Annotated in this window: 16 protein-coding genes; 8 read left to right on the top strand and 8 right to left on the bottom strand. The window is 69.5% G+C overall.

Annotated elements, in window-relative coordinates; all coding sequences use genetic code 11:
* The first annotated feature begins 11 nt into the window (after window positions 1-11).
* From LX88_RS16485 to LX88_RS16465, 5 genes are read left to right on the top strand one after another with little or no spacing between them, the layout of a single operon-like run.
* Window positions 12-1,607 carry an FAD-dependent oxidoreductase gene (locus LX88_RS16485; RefSeq protein WP_258948653.1) on the top strand — a complete coding sequence of 532 codons (1,596 nt, stop codon included), beginning with the start codon at window positions 12-14 and terminating at the stop codon, window positions 1,605-1,607.
* Window positions 1,608-1,622: 15 nt separating this feature from the next.
* Entirely contained in the window at window positions 1,623-2,816 is a 1,194-nt protein-coding gene (locus LX88_RS16480) for an ABC transporter substrate-binding protein (protein ID WP_258948652.1), read from the top strand.
* Window positions 2,813-3,700, top strand: a complete 888-nt coding sequence (locus tag LX88_RS16475) for a carbohydrate ABC transporter permease (protein WP_258948651.1) — start codon at window positions 2,813-2,815, stop codon at window positions 3,698-3,700. Before LX88_RS16480 ends, LX88_RS16475 begins: the two co-directional genes overlap by 4 nt.
* Window positions 3,690-4,523: a carbohydrate ABC transporter permease gene (locus LX88_RS16470; protein ID WP_258948650.1), complete on the top strand. Its 834-nt coding sequence runs from the start codon at window positions 3,690-3,692 to the stop codon at window positions 4,521-4,523. Before LX88_RS16475 ends, LX88_RS16470 begins: the two co-directional genes overlap by 11 nt.
* A complete protein-coding gene (locus LX88_RS16465; protein ID WP_258948649.1) occupies window positions 4,520-5,407 on the top strand; it encodes an alpha/beta hydrolase in 888 nt (295 codons plus the stop codon). The genes LX88_RS16470 and LX88_RS16465 overlap by 4 nt, the downstream gene beginning before the upstream one ends.
* On the opposite strand, the gene LX88_RS16460 is transcribed toward LX88_RS16465, so the two are convergent.
* The 5 genes from LX88_RS16460 to zapE form a co-directional block, all read right to left on the bottom strand.
* Entirely contained in the window at window positions 5,387-6,202 is an 816-nt protein-coding gene (locus LX88_RS16460) for a nucleotidyltransferase domain-containing protein (RefSeq protein ID WP_258948648.1), read from the bottom strand. The genes LX88_RS16465 and LX88_RS16460 overlap by 21 nt on opposite strands.
* Before the next feature lie 4 nt (window positions 6,203-6,206).
* Window positions 6,207-7,271 (bottom strand): family 2 encapsulin nanocompartment cargo protein terpene cyclase, encoded by a 1,065-nt coding sequence (locus tag LX88_RS16455; protein WP_258948647.1) that lies wholly within the window; start codon window positions 7,269-7,271, stop codon window positions 6,207-6,209.
* Window positions 7,271-8,125, bottom strand: a complete 855-nt coding sequence (locus LX88_RS16450; protein ID WP_258948646.1) for a geranyl diphosphate 2-C-methyltransferase — start codon at window positions 8,123-8,125, stop codon at window positions 7,271-7,273. Before LX88_RS16450 ends, LX88_RS16455 begins: the two co-directional genes overlap by 1 nt.
* A 247-nt stretch (window positions 8,126-8,372) precedes the next feature.
* Window positions 8,373-9,152, bottom strand: coding sequence for an ion transporter (locus tag LX88_RS16445; RefSeq protein WP_258948645.1), 780 nt, complete (start codon window positions 9,150-9,152; stop codon window positions 8,373-8,375).
* A gap of 60 nt (window positions 9,153-9,212) precedes the next feature.
* Window positions 9,213-10,151: a cell division protein ZapE gene (gene zapE, locus LX88_RS16440; RefSeq protein ID WP_258948644.1), complete on the bottom strand. Its 939-nt coding sequence runs from the start codon at window positions 10,149-10,151 to the stop codon at window positions 9,213-9,215.
* Between the two features lie 32 nt (window positions 10,152-10,183).
* On the opposite strand from zapE, the gene LX88_RS16435 reads away from it, so the two are divergent.
* The 3 genes from LX88_RS16435 (at window position 10,184) to LX88_RS16425 (ending at window position 12,714) form a co-directional block, all read left to right on the top strand.
* Window positions 10,184-11,125: a pirin family protein gene (locus tag LX88_RS16435; protein WP_258948643.1), complete on the top strand. Its 942-nt coding sequence runs from the start codon at window positions 10,184-10,186 to the stop codon at window positions 11,123-11,125.
* 317 nt (window positions 11,126-11,442) lie between these two features.
* On the top strand, window positions 11,443-11,844 hold the full coding sequence (locus LX88_RS16430; protein WP_090064079.1) for an SsgA family sporulation/cell division regulator: 402 nt from the start codon (window positions 11,443-11,445) through the stop codon (window positions 11,842-11,844).
* 60 nt (window positions 11,845-11,904) lie between these two features.
* Window positions 11,905-12,714 carry a helix-turn-helix domain-containing protein gene (locus LX88_RS16425; protein ID WP_258948642.1) on the top strand — a complete coding sequence of 270 codons (810 nt, stop codon included), beginning with the start codon at window positions 11,905-11,907 and terminating at the stop codon, window positions 12,712-12,714.
* Here the strand turns inward: LX88_RS16425 and LX88_RS16420 are convergent.
* Genes LX88_RS16420 through LX88_RS16410 form a run of 3 tightly spaced genes read right to left on the bottom strand, consistent with a single transcriptional unit; the run spans window position 12,708 to window position 15,606 of the window.
* Window positions 12,708-13,640: a glycoside hydrolase family 6 protein gene (locus LX88_RS16420; protein WP_258948641.1), complete on the bottom strand. Its 933-nt coding sequence runs from the start codon at window positions 13,638-13,640 to the stop codon at window positions 12,708-12,710. The genes LX88_RS16425 and LX88_RS16420 overlap by 7 nt on opposite strands.
* A gap of 57 nt (window positions 13,641-13,697) precedes the next feature.
* Window positions 13,698-13,994, bottom strand: a complete 297-nt coding sequence (locus LX88_RS16415; protein WP_258948640.1) for a hypothetical protein — start codon at window positions 13,992-13,994, stop codon at window positions 13,698-13,700.
* A 1-nt stretch (window position 13,995) separates the two neighbouring features.
* Window positions 13,996-15,606 carry a glycerol-3-phosphate dehydrogenase/oxidase gene (locus LX88_RS16410; RefSeq protein WP_372511322.1) on the bottom strand — a complete coding sequence of 537 codons (1,611 nt, stop codon included), beginning with the start codon at window positions 15,604-15,606 and terminating at the stop codon, window positions 13,996-13,998.
* Between the last annotated feature and the right edge of the window lie 12 nt (window positions 15,607-15,618).

Below are 15,618 nucleotides of genomic sequence, written 5' to 3'. Positions count from 1 at the left end.
GGAGGAATCTGTTGCCGCACAACACTGACGTCGTCGTAGTGGGTGGCGGGCTGGGCGGGGTCGCCGCGGCCCTCGCCCTGCTGCGCGCCGGCCGCCGGGTCGTGCTCACCGAGGAGTTCGAGTGGCTCGGCGGGCAGCTCACCAGCCAGGCCGTGCCGCCGGACGAGCACAGCTGGGTCGAGCGCTTCGGCGTCACCGCGTCGTACCGCGCGTTGCGTGAAGGCATCCGCGACTACTACCGCCGCCACTACCCGCTGACACCGCAGGCACGGGCGTGGCGAGAGCTCAACCCCGGCGCGGGCAACGTGAGCCGCCTGTGCCATGAACCCCGCGTCGCCGTCGCCGTGATCGACGAGATGCTCGCCCCCTACCGGGGCAGCGGCAGGCTCACGGTCCTCCAGCCCGCCCGGCCGGTCTCCGCGCGCACCGACGGTGACCGGATCGTGTCGGTCACCGTCGAGCACAACGGCACCGAGGTCGAACTGGCCGCACCGTACGTCCTCGACGCGACCGAGACCGGCGAGCTGCTCCCGTTGTCCGGCACCGAGTACGTGACGGGCTTCGAGTCCACTCTGGACACCGGGGAGCCCAGTGCGCCCGAGACCGCCCAGCCGGCGAACATGCAGGCGATGTCCGTGTGCTTCGCGATCGACCACGTCGACGGCGACCACACCATCGACAAGCCCGAGCGGTACGACTTCTGGCGCGTGTACCAGCCCGCCTACTGGGGCGACCGGATGCTGTCGTTCCGCTCCCCCGACCCGCGCACGCTGACCACCGCCGAGCGCACGTTCACCCCGAACCCGGACGACGACCCGCTGTCGGTGCTCTCCGACCAGCGGCTCAGCGCCGGTGACAGCAACCTGTGGACGTTCCGCCGCATCGCCGCACGCCGCAACTTCGTCGAAGGCGCCTACGACAGCGACATCTGCCTGGTCAACTGGCCGATGATCGACTACTTCGAGTCGCCGGTGATCGACGTGCCGGACGCGGAGAAGCACGTGGCGGCGGCGCGGGAGCTGTCGAAGTCGGTGCTGTACTGGCTGCAGACCGAGGCACCGCGGCAGGACGGCGGCACCGGCTTCCCCGGCCTGCGGCTGCGCGGCGACGTCACCGGCAGCGCCGACGGCCTGGCCCAGGCGCCCTACATCCGCGAGTCGCGGCGGATGCGGACCGAGTACACGATCGTCGAGCAGGACCTCTCACTCGCGGTGCGCGGCGACAAGGGCGCCGTGCAGCACGCCGACGCCGTGGGTGTCGGCATGTACCGCATCGACCTGCACCCCTCCACCGGCGGCGACAACTACCTCGACGTCGCGAGCTGCCCGTTCGAGATTCCGCTCGGCGCGCTCATCCCCCAGCGCGTCGAGAACCTGCTACCGGCGGGCAAGAACATCGGCACCACCCACATCACCAACGGTTCCCACCGGCTGCACCCGGTCGAGTGGAACGTCGGCGAGGTCGCGGGCGCGCTCGCGGACTTCTGCCTGGCGCACCGAGTCACCCCTCGCGCGGTGCGCAACACCCCCGGCCTGCTCGCGGACTTCCAGCACCGCCTGGAACGCGACGGGGTCGAGCTCCGCTGGCCGGACGTGTCCGGTTACTAGTCCAGGGAGACAACGATGTCCCGCCTCACCGCTCTGATCGTCGCCGCGCTGCTGGCCCTCACCGCCTGCAGCGGTTCCTCCGCGCAGTCCGGCCCCAAGTCGCTGCGCATGACCGTGTGGACCGCCAACGAGGCGCATCTCAAGCTGCTCAACGAGATCGCGTCCGAGTACAAGGCGTCGCACCCGGACATCACCGAGATCAAGTTCGACTCGATCCCGGCCGACGGCTACACCACCACGCTCACCACGCAGATCGCCGGCGGCAACGCGCCGGACCTGGCGTGGATCCTCGAGGAGTCCGCACCGGACTTCGTCTCCTCCGGCGCGCTCGCGCCCATCAAGGGCAAGGTCGAGAAGGCCGACGAGCTCGTGCCCTCCGCCACGAAGCTGTGGGAGAAGGACGGCGAGCTCTACGCGTATCCGTTCTCCACCTCGCCGTTCGGGCTGTTCGTCAACACCGATCTCGTCAAGGACCTGCCGAAGACCTGGGAGCAGGCCGTCGCGGCCTCAGCCGGCAAGAACCTGGTGCTGCCGGACTTCAAGTACCAGAACTGGGCGGTGCTCTCGGCGATCTGGCGCGGCTGGGGCGCGAACGCGTGGAGCGAGGACGGCAAGCAGTGCGGCTTCTCCAGCCAGGAGATGAAGGACGCCATGACGTTCGTCCACAAGGCGATCTTCACGGACAAGGCGATCCCCGGCCCCGGCACGACCGTGGACTTCTTCGCGGGCAACGCGGCCATGGCCGTCAGTCAGATCTCGCGGGCGGGCGCGCTGAAGGACGCCAAGTTCGGCTGGACGCTGCTGCCGCTGCCGCAGGGCCCGAAGGGTGACTACGCGGTGATCGGCCAGGCCGGCGTCGGCGTGCTGAAGCGGTCGAAGAACGCCGACGCCGCCGCGGACTTCCTGGGCTTCTTCACCAACTCGGCCAACTCCGTGAAGCTCGCCCAGTTCTTCCCGCCGGTCCGCCAGTCGCTGCTCAACGCCGAGACGCTGGCCAAGAGCAACCCGCTGATCAAGCCGGAGCAGCTGCAGTCGGTCGTGATCGACGGCATCAGCAAGGGCGTGGTGAAGCCCAGCCACCAGGGCCAGGAAGAGCTGAACCAGACGATCCGCGCGGCGCTCGACCCGCTGTGGAAGCCGGACGCGAACGTCGGCCAGGTGCTCGACGGCGTGTGCGCGAAGATCAAGCCGTTGCTGGAGCGCCCGTGACGTTCTGGACGTATCGCAGACGCGACAACCTGGTCGGCTACCTGTTCGTCGCGCCCGCTCTGCTCGGCAGCCTCGCGTTCGTGCTCGTCCCGCTGGGAATGGTCGGCTGGTACAGCCTCAACGAGTGGAACGTGCTCGGCGGGACGTTCGAGTTCATCGGCGGTGAGAACTACGCGCGGCTTCTCGCCGACGAGAAGCTGCGCGACTCGCTCGTCGCCACGGCCTGGTTCGCCGCCGGGCTGGTGGTGCTGAACCTGTCGCTGGCGCTGCTGCTCGCCGTGCTGCTCAACCAGAAGCTGCGCGGCACCACGCTGTTCCGCACGTTGTTCTTCTCCCCCGTGCTGGTGTCGCTGGTGGCGTGGACGCTCGTCTGGCAGCTCATGCTGCAGCCGGAGGGCAGCGTGAACGGGCTGCTCGGCGTCTTCCGCGTCGACGGACCGAACTGGCTGCGGGGTGAGACGACCGCGATGGTGTCGGTGGTCGTCGTGCAGGTCATCAAGAACGTCGGGCTCAACATGGTGCTGTTCCTCGCGGCGCTGCAGGGCGTTCCGGCTCCGCTGTACGAGGCCGCGAAGATCGACGGCGCGGGCGCGTGGAGGCGGTTCCGCAGCATCACGATCCCGTTGATCAGCCCGACGATCCTGCTCACGTCGATCATCACGATCGTCGGCTCGCTGCAGGTGTTCGCGCAGATCGCGGTACTCACCCAGGGCGGGCCGGGCACGTCCACGACCGTCTTGATCTACTACCTGTACCAGCAGGCGTTCCAGTTCCACCACTTCGGCTACGGCGCGACGATCTCGGTGCTGCTGTTCGTCATCGTGGCCGCCCTGACGTTGCTGCAGTGGCAGATGCGCCGGAAGTGGGTGCTCCATGAGTCGTAACGTCTCCAAGCGGAACGTCGCGCTCTACGGGTTGTTGTGCGTGCTGTGCACACCGTTCGTGTTCCCGACGTGGTGGATGGTCACCTCGTCGATGAAACCGATCAGCGAGATCTTTTCCGAGTCGCTGCTGCCGTCGGAGTGGACGTTCTCCACGTACGAGACGGTGTTCCGGATGCAGCCGTTCGGGCAGCAGTACTGGAACAGCCTCTACATCGCGGTGGTCGTCACGGCCGGCACGATGGCCGTCGCGGCGCTCGCGGGCTACGCGTTCGCGCGCATCCGGTTCCCCGGCCAGAACGCGCTGTTCGTGGTGGTGCTGACCGGCCTGCTAATCCCGAGCGAGGTCACGATCGTCCCGTTGTTCCAGATGTTCCAGTCGCTCGGCATGACGAACACGCACTGGCCGCTGATCATCGTGCCGGTCTTCGGGGCGCCGTGCGTGCTGGCGATCTTCATCATGCGCCAGTTCTTCATCGCGCTGCCGCCGGAACTGGAGGAGGCCGCCCGCATGGACGGCCTGGGCCGCGCCGGGATCTTCTACCGGATCGCCCTGCCGCTGTCCCGGCCCGCGCTGGGGGCGGTCGCGATCTTCACGTTCCTGCACTCGTGGAACCTCTACCTGGAGCCGATCGTGTACCTGTCCACACCGGACATGTTCACGCTGCCGCAGGCGCTGACCCAGTTCGTGGACATCTACGGCGGGCCGATGTGGAACGTCCAGCTGGCCGCGGCGACGATGACGGCCGTGCCGATCCTGGTGGTGTTCGTGGTGGCCCAGCGGCAGTTCATCGAGGGACTCGCGCACACGGGTGTGAAGGGGTGATCGACCCGGAGATCGCGGCGGCGGTGGACTTCTCCCGGCCACCGCTGACCGCGGCCGGGATCCCGGAGCGGCGCTGGAACGGACGGGTCGCCACCGATGCCGAGCTCACCAGGGGCGGCACGGTGACGTTCAGCGAGGAGGACGCGGACGGCGTGCCCGTGCTGGTGCTGCGCCCGGCCGGTTCCGCGGGCCCGCCCGTCCTGCACGTGCACGGCGGTGGGATGGTCGCGGGTACCCGCCGCTCCGACCTGCACGTGCTGGCGGAGTGGGTGTCGGAGCTCGGCGTCACGCTGGTCTCCCCCGAGTACCGGCTGGCGCCCGAACACCCGCACCCGGCGCCGGTGCAGGACTGCTACCGGACGCTGACGTGGATGGCGCGCAACGGTCTCGCCTCCCCGGTCGTCGCCGGCACGTCCGCGGGCGGCGGGCTGGCGGCGGCCGTGACGCTGATGGCCCGCGACCTCGGTGGCCCGGCCGTCCGCGGCCAGCTGCTGATGTGCCCGATGCTGGACGACAGGTGCGAAACGCCGTCCAGCCACCAGTTCCTCGACGGCACCACCTGGGTGCGCGCCTCGAACATCACCGGCTGGACGGCGTTGCTCGGGGACGCGCGGGGCGGGCCGGACGTGTCGCCGTACGCCGCTCCAGCACGTGCGGCGGATCTCGCCGGCCTGCCACCGGCCTACGTCGACGTCGGCTCGGTCGACGTGTTCCGCGACGAGGCCGTCGGCTACGCGTCACGGATCTGGCAGGCGGGTGGGGACGCGGAGCTGCACGTGTGGCCGGGTGGCTGTCACGGCTTCGACCAGCTCGCGCCGGAGGCGGCGTTGTCACGCCGTGCCCGGGCCGCGCGGATGGCGTGGCTACGCCGAGCCTTCGCGTGACTCCGCGTCGGCGACCACCACCAGTGTGAACTCCCCCGCCGCACGGACCGCCTCGGCAGGCGCCAGTTCGACCGGTCTCCCACTCCGTTGGGCCAACGCTGCCCTCAGGAGCGGCTGCCACGCTCCGCCGAAGACGTCGAGCGCGTACTCGGCGGCGGCCTCCTTGGAGATCACCTCTCCGGTGACGACCGTGTGGTGCAGCCGCGGCGACCCGAGCACGCGGCTGATCGCCGCCCGATGCGCCGGCACGAACAGCTTGTCGCTCGCCGGTCCGGTCAGCAACCGCTCACCCCAGCTCCGCCAGTGACCGCGCAACTGGCCGAGGTTCCACTCCCGCAGCTTCGCCGGTTCCGGGTCCAGCCCGAGCAGGCCCGGCTCCGGCCCACGCACCGCTATCCCTCTTTCCCGCAGCACCTTCCACATCACCGGGTTCACGTCGAACCCGCGACCCACGTGGAACCTCCTGCCGCTGTGGGACGCGATCGGCCGGATCGCCGTCACCGGCTTCCCCATGTCCGCGGCTGCGACGAACGCGCCGTTCAGCGTCCCCGGAATCGTGGGATCAACCCTGCTGACCGCCCGCGCGGCTGCCGTGAGGTTGCCCAGCACGTGCAGCGCGCGCAGGCGGCGCGTCGACGTGGCACCGTCGACGACCGCGATGAAGTCGATGTCGCTCAGGTCAGGACGCCAGGTGCCGAGCGCCGCCGAGCCGACCAGGTAGAACCCGGTGATCCGGCCCGGCAGCACCCTGTCGGCCACGGCGAGGTAGCGGGTCGCGTCTCGAGTAGGAAGCATTCCTCTATTTGTAGCGCGGATGCGTGGTGTGCCATTCGAAGCCGCCACCCATCCACGCCTTGGTGCCCTTCAAGAACCGGTGCAGCTCCACCGACGGCACCGCGAGCAACGCCTTGTGCCCTGCCTCGAAGTCGCGCACCAGCTGGTTGTGCAGTTCCACGGTCCGTGCGGTGGCCTCCGCGATCGAGCACTCACGGTCCGCGGCGATCTGCAGCACCATGTTGCAGACCGGTTGCTCGTCGGCGGCGTCCTTCTCCACCGACACCAGGTCGTTCACCATCACCGCCGCTGTGCCCGCGGCCGTGAGCAGCTGCCGCACGCGCGGGTCGTAGTACAGCGGCGCGGGCAGCTCGTAGCCGCCGACGGCGTCGATCAGCGTCATCGACGTGTAGAAGGTGTCGTGCTGCCTCGTCGCGAGGTACTGCCACGCGGGCGGGTAGTTGCCGGTGTGGCGCCAGGCCGCGTAGGCGCCCCACGACACGAACATCGCGAACGTCGAGTAGCAGACCCGTTGCACCACGGTGGCCGTGCTGCGCGAAGTGAGGTGCGCGATGCCCGAGCGGAGGCCGACGAGCACCGGGTCGGACGCGATCCTCTCCTCCAGGTCCACGGTGAACTCGGCGGCGGGCGCGACCGGGTCCATCGCGGCCATCGCGAGCGCGAGGCGCGGCGGCAGTTCGGCCGGGACCGCGCCCATCTCCGTGTCGTCCGCGTACAGGTCGTCCGCGGCCCACCACGCCGCGTTCAGCTTCGCCGCGATCAGCAGCTGGTCGACGTCGTCGGTGTCGACGTGGGTCAGCACCGCGAGCCGGCCGAACATGCCGCCCAGGAACCGTTCCGGCTCCTCGAACCCGCACTCCCCGGCCCACGCGACGAGGCGCTCGTCGACGGCGGCCGCCAGCAGCGCGTCCTCGCGTTCGTGCACCGGCACGTACAGCGATGGAGCGGTGCCGTCACCCCACGGGCGTTCCGCGTAGCCGGGTTCCGGCGGCAGTGCGACGGCCTCGGGCCGCCCGAACCGGGCAGCGGAGGTGCCCAGCCCGGACGGCCCGGTGAGGAGGTCCTTCATCAGATGCGGTCCGCCACGATCAGCAGGTAGTGGAACGACCCTTCCTTGTAGGCCGTGAGGAACGGGTCCTCCACACCGGTGGCGACCGACGACTGGGCGCGCAGCTCCCAGTACGGGATGGTGTCCGGCGTCAGGTCGACCACGCTGATCGGCACGAAACCGTTGTCCGCCAACGCCCGGAAGTACTCGCTGCGCGGGTGGATGTTGCAGATGTAGTGCTGGTCGATCTGGCTGACCGCCCGCGACCGCAGGCCGGTCAGGTCGTTGGAGCAGCCGGTGATGCAGACGTACCGGCCACCAGGCGCGATCAGGCGCGCGAACTCGCCGTACAGCTGCTGGAGGTCCACGTACATCGTGGTCTCGTTGGTCCAGATGCCGTTGAACGAGCCGGTCTCGAAGCCGGTGTCGAGCATGTTCTTGAAGTGGAACCGGACCTGGTCGGCGACACCGCGCTCGACGGCCTGGTCGTTGGCGAAGGCGACCTGTTCCTCGGAGATGCTCACGCCGTCGATGCGGGCGCCGAACCGGGCGTTGGCCATGAAGCTGGTGCCACCGCGGCCGGAGCCGCCGTCCATCAGGTGGCCGCCGACGGGAACGTCGCCGAACGCGTCGAGCAGCACCTCGGCCTGCGCGGTCTCCAGCCGGTGCATCTCGGCGATCATCGCCTGGTCGCGCACCTCGGCGGGCGCCTCCAGCACCGCGGGGTCGTACTGGCCGAGCCCGTAGTGGTGGTGGTAGAGACCGTCCACCTCACCGAGCTTGATGTTGACCGGATCCTTCTCCTTGTTCCAGTAGTCCGCGACGGAACGCTGGTAGTCGGTGCGCAGAACCGGCTTCACAGTGGGGCTCGCCATGACCTGAGTGGCTCCTGTTCGTTCAAACGCTCACTGCCGAACAGCAACTGACCTTTGCAGCCAATGGCCCAGCGGGCCATCCGCCGTTCAGGCTTGGTTCGGACACGAACGGGTAGGCCCGATGTCGCGTTCTGGTGCGTCTCTTAGCCCCTGCGAGCAGGTCGTCGTCCCCACTTTCGTGGGTTCTTCGCCACCGACCGGATGACAGGACGGACTAAAATTCCAGGTCACCTGGACGACAACCCGATCAGGCGTTCTGGCGCATCCCCCGCACTTCCTCCCGCAGCGCCCGGACCTCCTGCAGCAGCAGGTCGTCGTGTGACGCGGAACGGGGTGCGGGCAACTGCTGCACCTCCGGCTCCATCGCGCTGCACACCACGGCGATGAACAGGTTGAGCATGGTGAACGTGCCGGCCATCAGGTAGCAGAGGAAGAAGATCCACGCGAGCGGCTGGTACTCCATCGAGTCGCGCATGACGTCCGACCAGCCGTCGCCCGTGGTGATCTGGAACAGCGTCAGCAGCGTCGACCCCAGGCCGGCGAACCGCGGGTCGCCGGAGTCGCCGAACAGGTTGCTCGCGATCACTCCCCCGATGTACAGCAGCAGCATCAGCAGCCCGGTGAGCGAGAGCAGGCCGGGAACGGACTTCACCAGCGCGGTCACGACCCTGCGCATGCTGGGCACCATCGCCACGAGTCGCAGCGCCCGCAGGATCCGCAGTGACCGCAGCACGCTGAGCGGACCCGCGGCCGGCAGCAGCGCCGCCGTCACGATGACGAGGTCGAAGACGTTCCAGGGATCGCGGAAGAACCGCCAGCCGAACGCGTAGAGCCGGGCGGCGAGCTCGGCGACGAAGATGGCGAGCGCGAGGTGGTCGATGGCGCCCAGGAGGCCGCCGTGCTTCGCGACGATCGAGGGTGAGGTCTCGGCTCCCAAGGTGGCCGCGTTCACCACGATCACACAAATGATCATCCACTGGAACCGTGTGCTGTCGACGACCTCGCCGATGCGTGCGCGCAATGTCATGCCTGACTACTCCTTGCCGGGGGGACAAGGGCACTATCGGTACGCAGGACCCCGAGCTGATCACCCGGTGGTGTTGATCAGCTCCAGCCTGCTGGCGGTGCGGGCGAGGTCGCGCACCTCGCCACCGACGATCTCGCCGAGCGCGTGCTCACTCACGAGTGTCAGCCTGACGTCCTTGTCCACCAACACGTCCACGACGTTCGCGAACCGCTGCCGGGCCTCCCGGTCACGGGCCCGCAGCCGTGGCACGCCGACGATCACCCAGTCGTCGAAGCGGTCCGCGAGCACCAGGTAGTCCTGCGTCGAGGTCGGCTTCTCGCACAGGTCGCCGAAGTCGAACCAGATCCTCTCGTCCTCGGTGCCGAGCGCGGTGATCGCGCGGCCGTTGACGTCGAGGGTGACCGGCGTGGCCGGCAGCGGGGCCGCTGTGACGATCGCGCCGGTCTCGAACCGCGATCGCGGGGCGCCGTGCAGGTGCCGGTAGTCGTTGGGGCCGTTGAGCTCCACGGTGTCCATGAGCTCCTTGACCAGCGCGATGCCGGGCAGGAAGCGGTCGTGGTGCAGCGGGTCGGGCAGCAGGCCGTCCGGCGGGTAGTTGGAGGTCGCGATGATCATCACCCGGCGGTCTTGGAGCGCCTCCAACAGCCGCGTCATCAGCATGGCGTCGCCGACGTCGTGCACGTGCAGCTCGTCGAACGCCAGCACCTCCGCCCGTCCGACCAGCTCCCGCACCGCCTCGGCGACGGCACCGCGCTGGTGCAGCCGTGCGGAGATCCGCCGGTGCAACTCCTGGAAGAACGCGTGGAAGTGCACCCGCTTCTTCGGCTCCGGCAGCACGTCGAACAGGGCGTCCGCCAGGAAGCTCTTGCCGCGGCCGACCGGCCCGTGCAGGTAGACGCCCCTGCGGCGCCGCCCGAGTTCCTCCAGGCGCGCGACGGCTTCCTGCTGTGCGGAGTCGAGCTCGTACCCCCGGCTCGACGCGTGTGCGTGAAGATCCACTATTACCCCCGCGCCAGCTTACGATCGACCCCGTGAGCAATGTCGAGGCCGAGCCCGCAGAAGTGACGTGCACCTCCACCCCCGGCGGTGTCGAGGTCCTGACCCCGCGCGACGTCCCGCTGGGCGGCCCGCGGGCGATGTCGGTGCGCCGGACGCTCCCTCAGAAGCAGCGCTCGCTGATCGGCGCCTGGTGCTTCTGCGACCACTACGGCCCGGACGACGTCACCATGGACGTGGCCCCGCACCCCCACACGGGCCTGCAGACCGTCAGCTGGCTGTTCACCGGCGAGATCGAGCACCGCGACAGCCTCGGCGTGCACGCGTTCGTCCGGCCCGGCGAGCTCAACCTCATGACCGGCGGCAGCGGCATCTGCCACTCCGAGCAGTCCACCGCCTCGTCCTCGGTCCTGCACGGCGTGCAGCTCTGGCTCGCCCTGCCCGACGCCCACCGCGACGCGCCACGCGACTTCCAGCACCACGTCCCGCCGACGGTCGTGGTGGACGGCGCCTCGGTGCGCGTGTTCCTCGGCTCACTCGCTGGTTCGACGTCACCGGTGCGGACGTTCACGCCGTTGCTCGGCGCCGAGGTCGTGCTGCCCGCGGGTGCGTCGCTGACCTTGGACGTGGCGCCGTCGTTCGAGCACGGCGTCCTGCTCGACACCGGTGACGTGACGCTGGGCGAGACCGCTCTGGAGCCCGGCGACCTCGGCTACGTCGGCACCGGCCGTTCGACGCTGACGCTGTCCTCGGCCGGCGGCGGACGGGTCGTGCTGCTGGGAGGCGTGCCGTTCGGCGAGGAGATCGTCATGTGGTGGAACTTCGTCGGGCGCACGCACGACGAGATCGCCGCGTTCCGGGAGGAGTGGCAGGCGGAGACCGACCGGTTCGGGCGGGTCGAGGGCTACCCCGGTGCCCGCCTGCCGGCGCCGCCGCTGCCCGGTGGACGGCTGCGGCCGCGCGGCAACCCGGCCTGACCCGACATCACTTTCCGTGCCGAAATAGCTACGGAAAGCACCTCCGGCTTTAACTGGAATTAAGGTTCTCCACCTCACGTCATCCCGCCATTCGGGTCGCGAGCTGCCCGTCCCAGCCCGTGATCCCGTCCACAGATGACCGAACCCCACCAGGTCGAATATCGCAAAAGGCCTGGTCAGGTCAGGTGGGCAGGTTCGTCTCACCTGGCGGCCGGCGCTGCATGTGAAAAGTCATACTTGAGGACCATTGAAAATCACGTTCCGATCGCTTTTCCTGATCGAGGCATCCACGGAGGCTGCCGGACGTCTAAGGGGGCATGAGGAACGTGACACGAGTGGGCGCCGACTCGACATTCGCCTTCATCGCTCCGTCGGGGCGCCCGTTGCCCGTCGACGTCGAGCTCGGCTACCGCGCCGACGACCCGCACGCCGTGACCATGACGTTCCGCATGGGACGCCAGGAGACCGTGTGGCTCGTGAGCCGGGACCTGCTCGCCGACGGGTTGATCACCACCAGCGGCGCGGGCGACGTGCGGCTGCGGCCCCACAACTCCACGACCGCCGTGCTCGAACTGCGGTCCGACGTGTCGCAGGCCGTGTTCCACGTCCGGTCGTCCGAGCTGCAGGAGTTCCTCAACTCCACCTACGACGTGGTCGCCCCCGGCTGCGAGACCGACTACGTCGACTTCGACGCGGAGCTCCGCAAGCTGATCGACTAGCACGTTTTCACCCGAACGAGCCCGTACCATGGAGTAATTCCAACCCATACGTTCGAAGTCGTGACAGTGACGACTTCCACCGCGTACAGCAGGGATCTGGGCGACGAACTGCGCCGGCTCCGGCAGAGGTTCACCGGGTTGAGGGGCCGCGCCATGGCGCTGCAGCTCGGCTGGGACCCGAGCAAGGTCTCCAACCTCGAGCACGGCAAGATCCGGGGCAGCGACATCGACCTCGCGCAGTACCTCACGGTCTGCGGCAAGGACATCGACTACTTCGAGGACTTCCTCCGCCGCTACCACAACGCCTTCGACCCGTACCTCGCGCAGACGCCGGACACCACGCGCACGCTCGCGATGACGGAGTCGACGGCCACCGGCATCACGGCCTACGACGTGCTGACCGTGAACAGCCTCCTGCAGACGCCGAACTACGCGCGCGCCCTGCAGGCCGCCACCGGGCAGGCCGCCGAGGACCTGGACAGGCAGGCGGTCATGCGCCGCCCCAACGGCCCCAAGTGCGTCTTCTACCTGCACGAGCTGGCGCTGCGGATGCGGCTCGGCGGCAAGCAGGTCATGGAGGAGCAGTACGTGTGGCTCCTGGCGAACTCCGCCGTCATCCGCGTCGTACCGGAAGAGGCGGCCACGGCCGCGTTCCAGTCGGCGTGCACGCTGTTCGAGTTCGAGAAGGCACCACCGCTCGTCTACGCGGAATCCGGCCTGGCCAAGATCTTCGCCCAGGGCGAGGCCGCCGTCGAACGCGGCCGCGTGCTCTTCGACCTGCTCGACGAGGTCGCCCTGGACGAGGCCCAGACGCGGCGCAGGCTCGCGGAGTACCGCGGGCCCACGCCGCTGCGCGCCCTGGCTCAGTAGCCGTGCACGAGGTCGAACGCGAGCTGTGGGTCGAACTTCCCGGCGTCGACACCCGGCGCCTTGCCGCACCGCCCGTCCGAGTCGCCGGGGACCTTGACCCACAGCAGCATCTCCGCACCGCCACCGGTACGCGCGGGCGTGCCGAGCTTGCGGCCACCGGGGTTGCACCACTCGCCGTTGTGGCCGTTGCCGTTGCGGCTGGTGTCGATCACGTACGGCTTGGTGTAGCCGGGCAGCGCACCGCTGACCGAGTTGCCGTACGCCGTCGAGGCCGCGGTGGTGTGGTAGTTCGACACGTTGATCGAGAAGCCGCGGACGTTGCGCACACCGGCTGAGTCCAGCCGGCCCGCCATGGTCGCGGCCGGCACCCACTGCGCGTTGCCGGCGTCGAGGTAGGCCCACGTGTTGGGCGCCTTGGCCTTGAACTGCTCGGTGGCGTACTTGATCATCGCCGTCCGCTCGGCGACCTTCCCGCCGTCCATGCAGCCGAAGTCCGCCAGCGAGTCGGGCTCGATCACCACGACGGCCGGCCGCGAGCCGATGGCCGAAGCGAAGGAGGAGATCCAGGCCCGATAGGCCTCAGGCGTCCCCGCGCCGCCACCGGAGTGGCCACCGCACGCGTCGCGGCCGGGGATGTTGTAGGCGACCAGCACGGGCAGCTTGGTGCCGGTCTTGTTCACGTACCCGCTGACAGCGGTCTTGATGTCGCCGCTCCAGGCACCGAACCAGCGTGCGATCGGCTTGGTCGAGATGTTCGCCTTGATCGCGGCCTGGCGGCCGTCGCCCGCGTGGTCGCGCACCCACACGGCGGGGTTGGAGTCGGGGTCGACGTAGAAGCCGTCGGTCAGGCTGACGGGACTGGCGGCGTGCGCGGCCGGGGCCGTGGCCACGACGGCCAGCAGGGCCAGTGCGAGTGCTCTGATCATGGCTTCGACCCTCGCGCGGGCCGCTTAAGGAGCGGTAAGTCGAGACTGAAACCGCACTCAGGGCCCGAGCAGTCCGGCCTGCAGCGGCAACAACGGCGCTGCCACCCGAGCCAGCGACCCGCTCCGCACCACTCCCCCATCCGGTCCGGCGAACGGCGCGGCCGGGTCCACCGAGTCGGGCAGGCGGGCCCACACGGCCCACCGCTCGTCCCAGGCCTGGATCACGTCGAGGTGCCCGCCGGGGAGGAACCGAGCCAGGTGCACCCCTGCGACCTGCCCGGTGTTCCCCAGCAGCGGGAGCAGCCGGAAGCCGCCCTCCCGCCGCAACCTCTCGATCAGCTCCGCGCTGTCCATCTCATCTCGCCGCCAACTCCGTGTCAGCCCGATAGGTCTTCACAGCCGCGTCACGTACAGCCGAGGACCAGCCCAGCGGACCGGCGATCAGATCGGCGACCTCGCCCGCGACCGACGCGCCGAAGTCCAGGTGTTCCATCGCGATGCGGGTCCGGCGGGCGAGCACGTCCTCCAGGCCCAGCGCGCCCTCGTGCGTCACGGCGTACACGATCTCCGCCGCCAGGTACCCGGCGACGGGGGTGGCGAGCGACGGGTCCTGCGCGATCATCGCCAGCACGTCGGACACGGCAGAGCCGTAGCGGCGCAGCAGACGTTCCACAGTGGACGTGGGCAGGCCGGACTCCGCAGCGACCCGAGTCCGGTCCGCCCACAGCTCTTGGAAACCGACGGCGCCGCACAACGGCAGCCGCGCGGTCAGGGAAGGCGCCACCGCGCGCCCCAGACCAGAGACCGCGGCGTTCACGACGTCCGCGGCCATCACGCGGTAGGTCGTGTACTTGCCGCCCGCGATCACGAAGAACCCCGGCTCGGGCTGTGCGACGGCGTGTTCGCGGGAGAGCTTCGACGTGTCGCTCGACGCCCCGGCGAGCAGCGGCCGAAGACCCGCGTACGCACCCACGACGTCGTCCACCGACAAGGGTGACCGGAGGACGGCGTTGACGTGGTCGAGGATGTAGGCGACGTCGTCGGACGTGGCCGACACGTCCTCGGGCGCACCGGAGTACGGCGTGTCCGTGGTGCCGATGATCCAGTAGGCGCCCCAGGGGATCACGAACAGCACGGACTTCTCGGTCTGGGTGATCAGGCCGCCGTCGAGCTGGATCTTCGACCGTTCCACCAGCACGTGCACGCCCTTGGACATCCGCACGTGGAACGGCGGCGTGCCGGGCGACATCGAGTTCAGCGAGTCGGTCCACACGCCGGTCGCGCTGATCACCCGCCGGGCCCGCACGACGTGCGTCACGCCGGTGAGCTCGTCGCGCACCGAAGCGCCGGAGACCCGGCCCTCCGAACGCAGCAGCGACGTGACCCGAGCGCGTGACAGGACCGTCGCACCGTGCTGGGCGGCCGTGCGGACGAGAGTCGCCACGAGTCGCGCGTCGTCCATCTGCGCGTCGTAGTAGCGGATGGCGCCGGCGAACGCGGCGGAGTCCAGGGACGGCCCGAGTGAAGCCATCTTGCGGCGGGAGAGGTGCCGGTGCATCGGCACGGCTCCGGCGCCGCCGATCGAGTCGTACAACATCACGCCCGCGCCGACGTAGGCGCGTTCCCACTGCTTCTTCAGCGGGAAGAGGAACGGCACCGGCCGCACCAGGTGCGGTGCGAGCCGGCGCAGCAACAACCCGCGTTCCTTCAAAGCTTCCCGGACCAGCTTGAACTCCAGCTGCTCCAGGTACCGCAGCCCGCCGTGGACGAGCTTGCTGGACCGGCTCGACGTGCCCGCCGCCCAGTCGTCGGCCTCGACCAGGGCGACGGAGAGGCCGCGCGACGCCGCGTCGAGAGCAGCACCCGCGCCGACCACCCCGCCTCCGACGACGAGGACGTCGAACTCCGTGCTGCCCAGCGCTTCGAGCGAGCGGGCACGGCGAGCCGGATCCAGCCTTGCGAACAACTTCTTCAGCTC

It is taken from the genome of Lentzea californiensis (assembly GCF_024648825.1).
Classification (GTDB): Bacteria; Actinomycetota; Actinomycetes; order Mycobacteriales; family Pseudonocardiaceae; genus Lentzea; species Lentzea californiensis.
The sequence above is the reverse complement of the archived record's forward strand: the minus strand, read 5'-3'. Positions and strand labels throughout refer to the sequence as shown.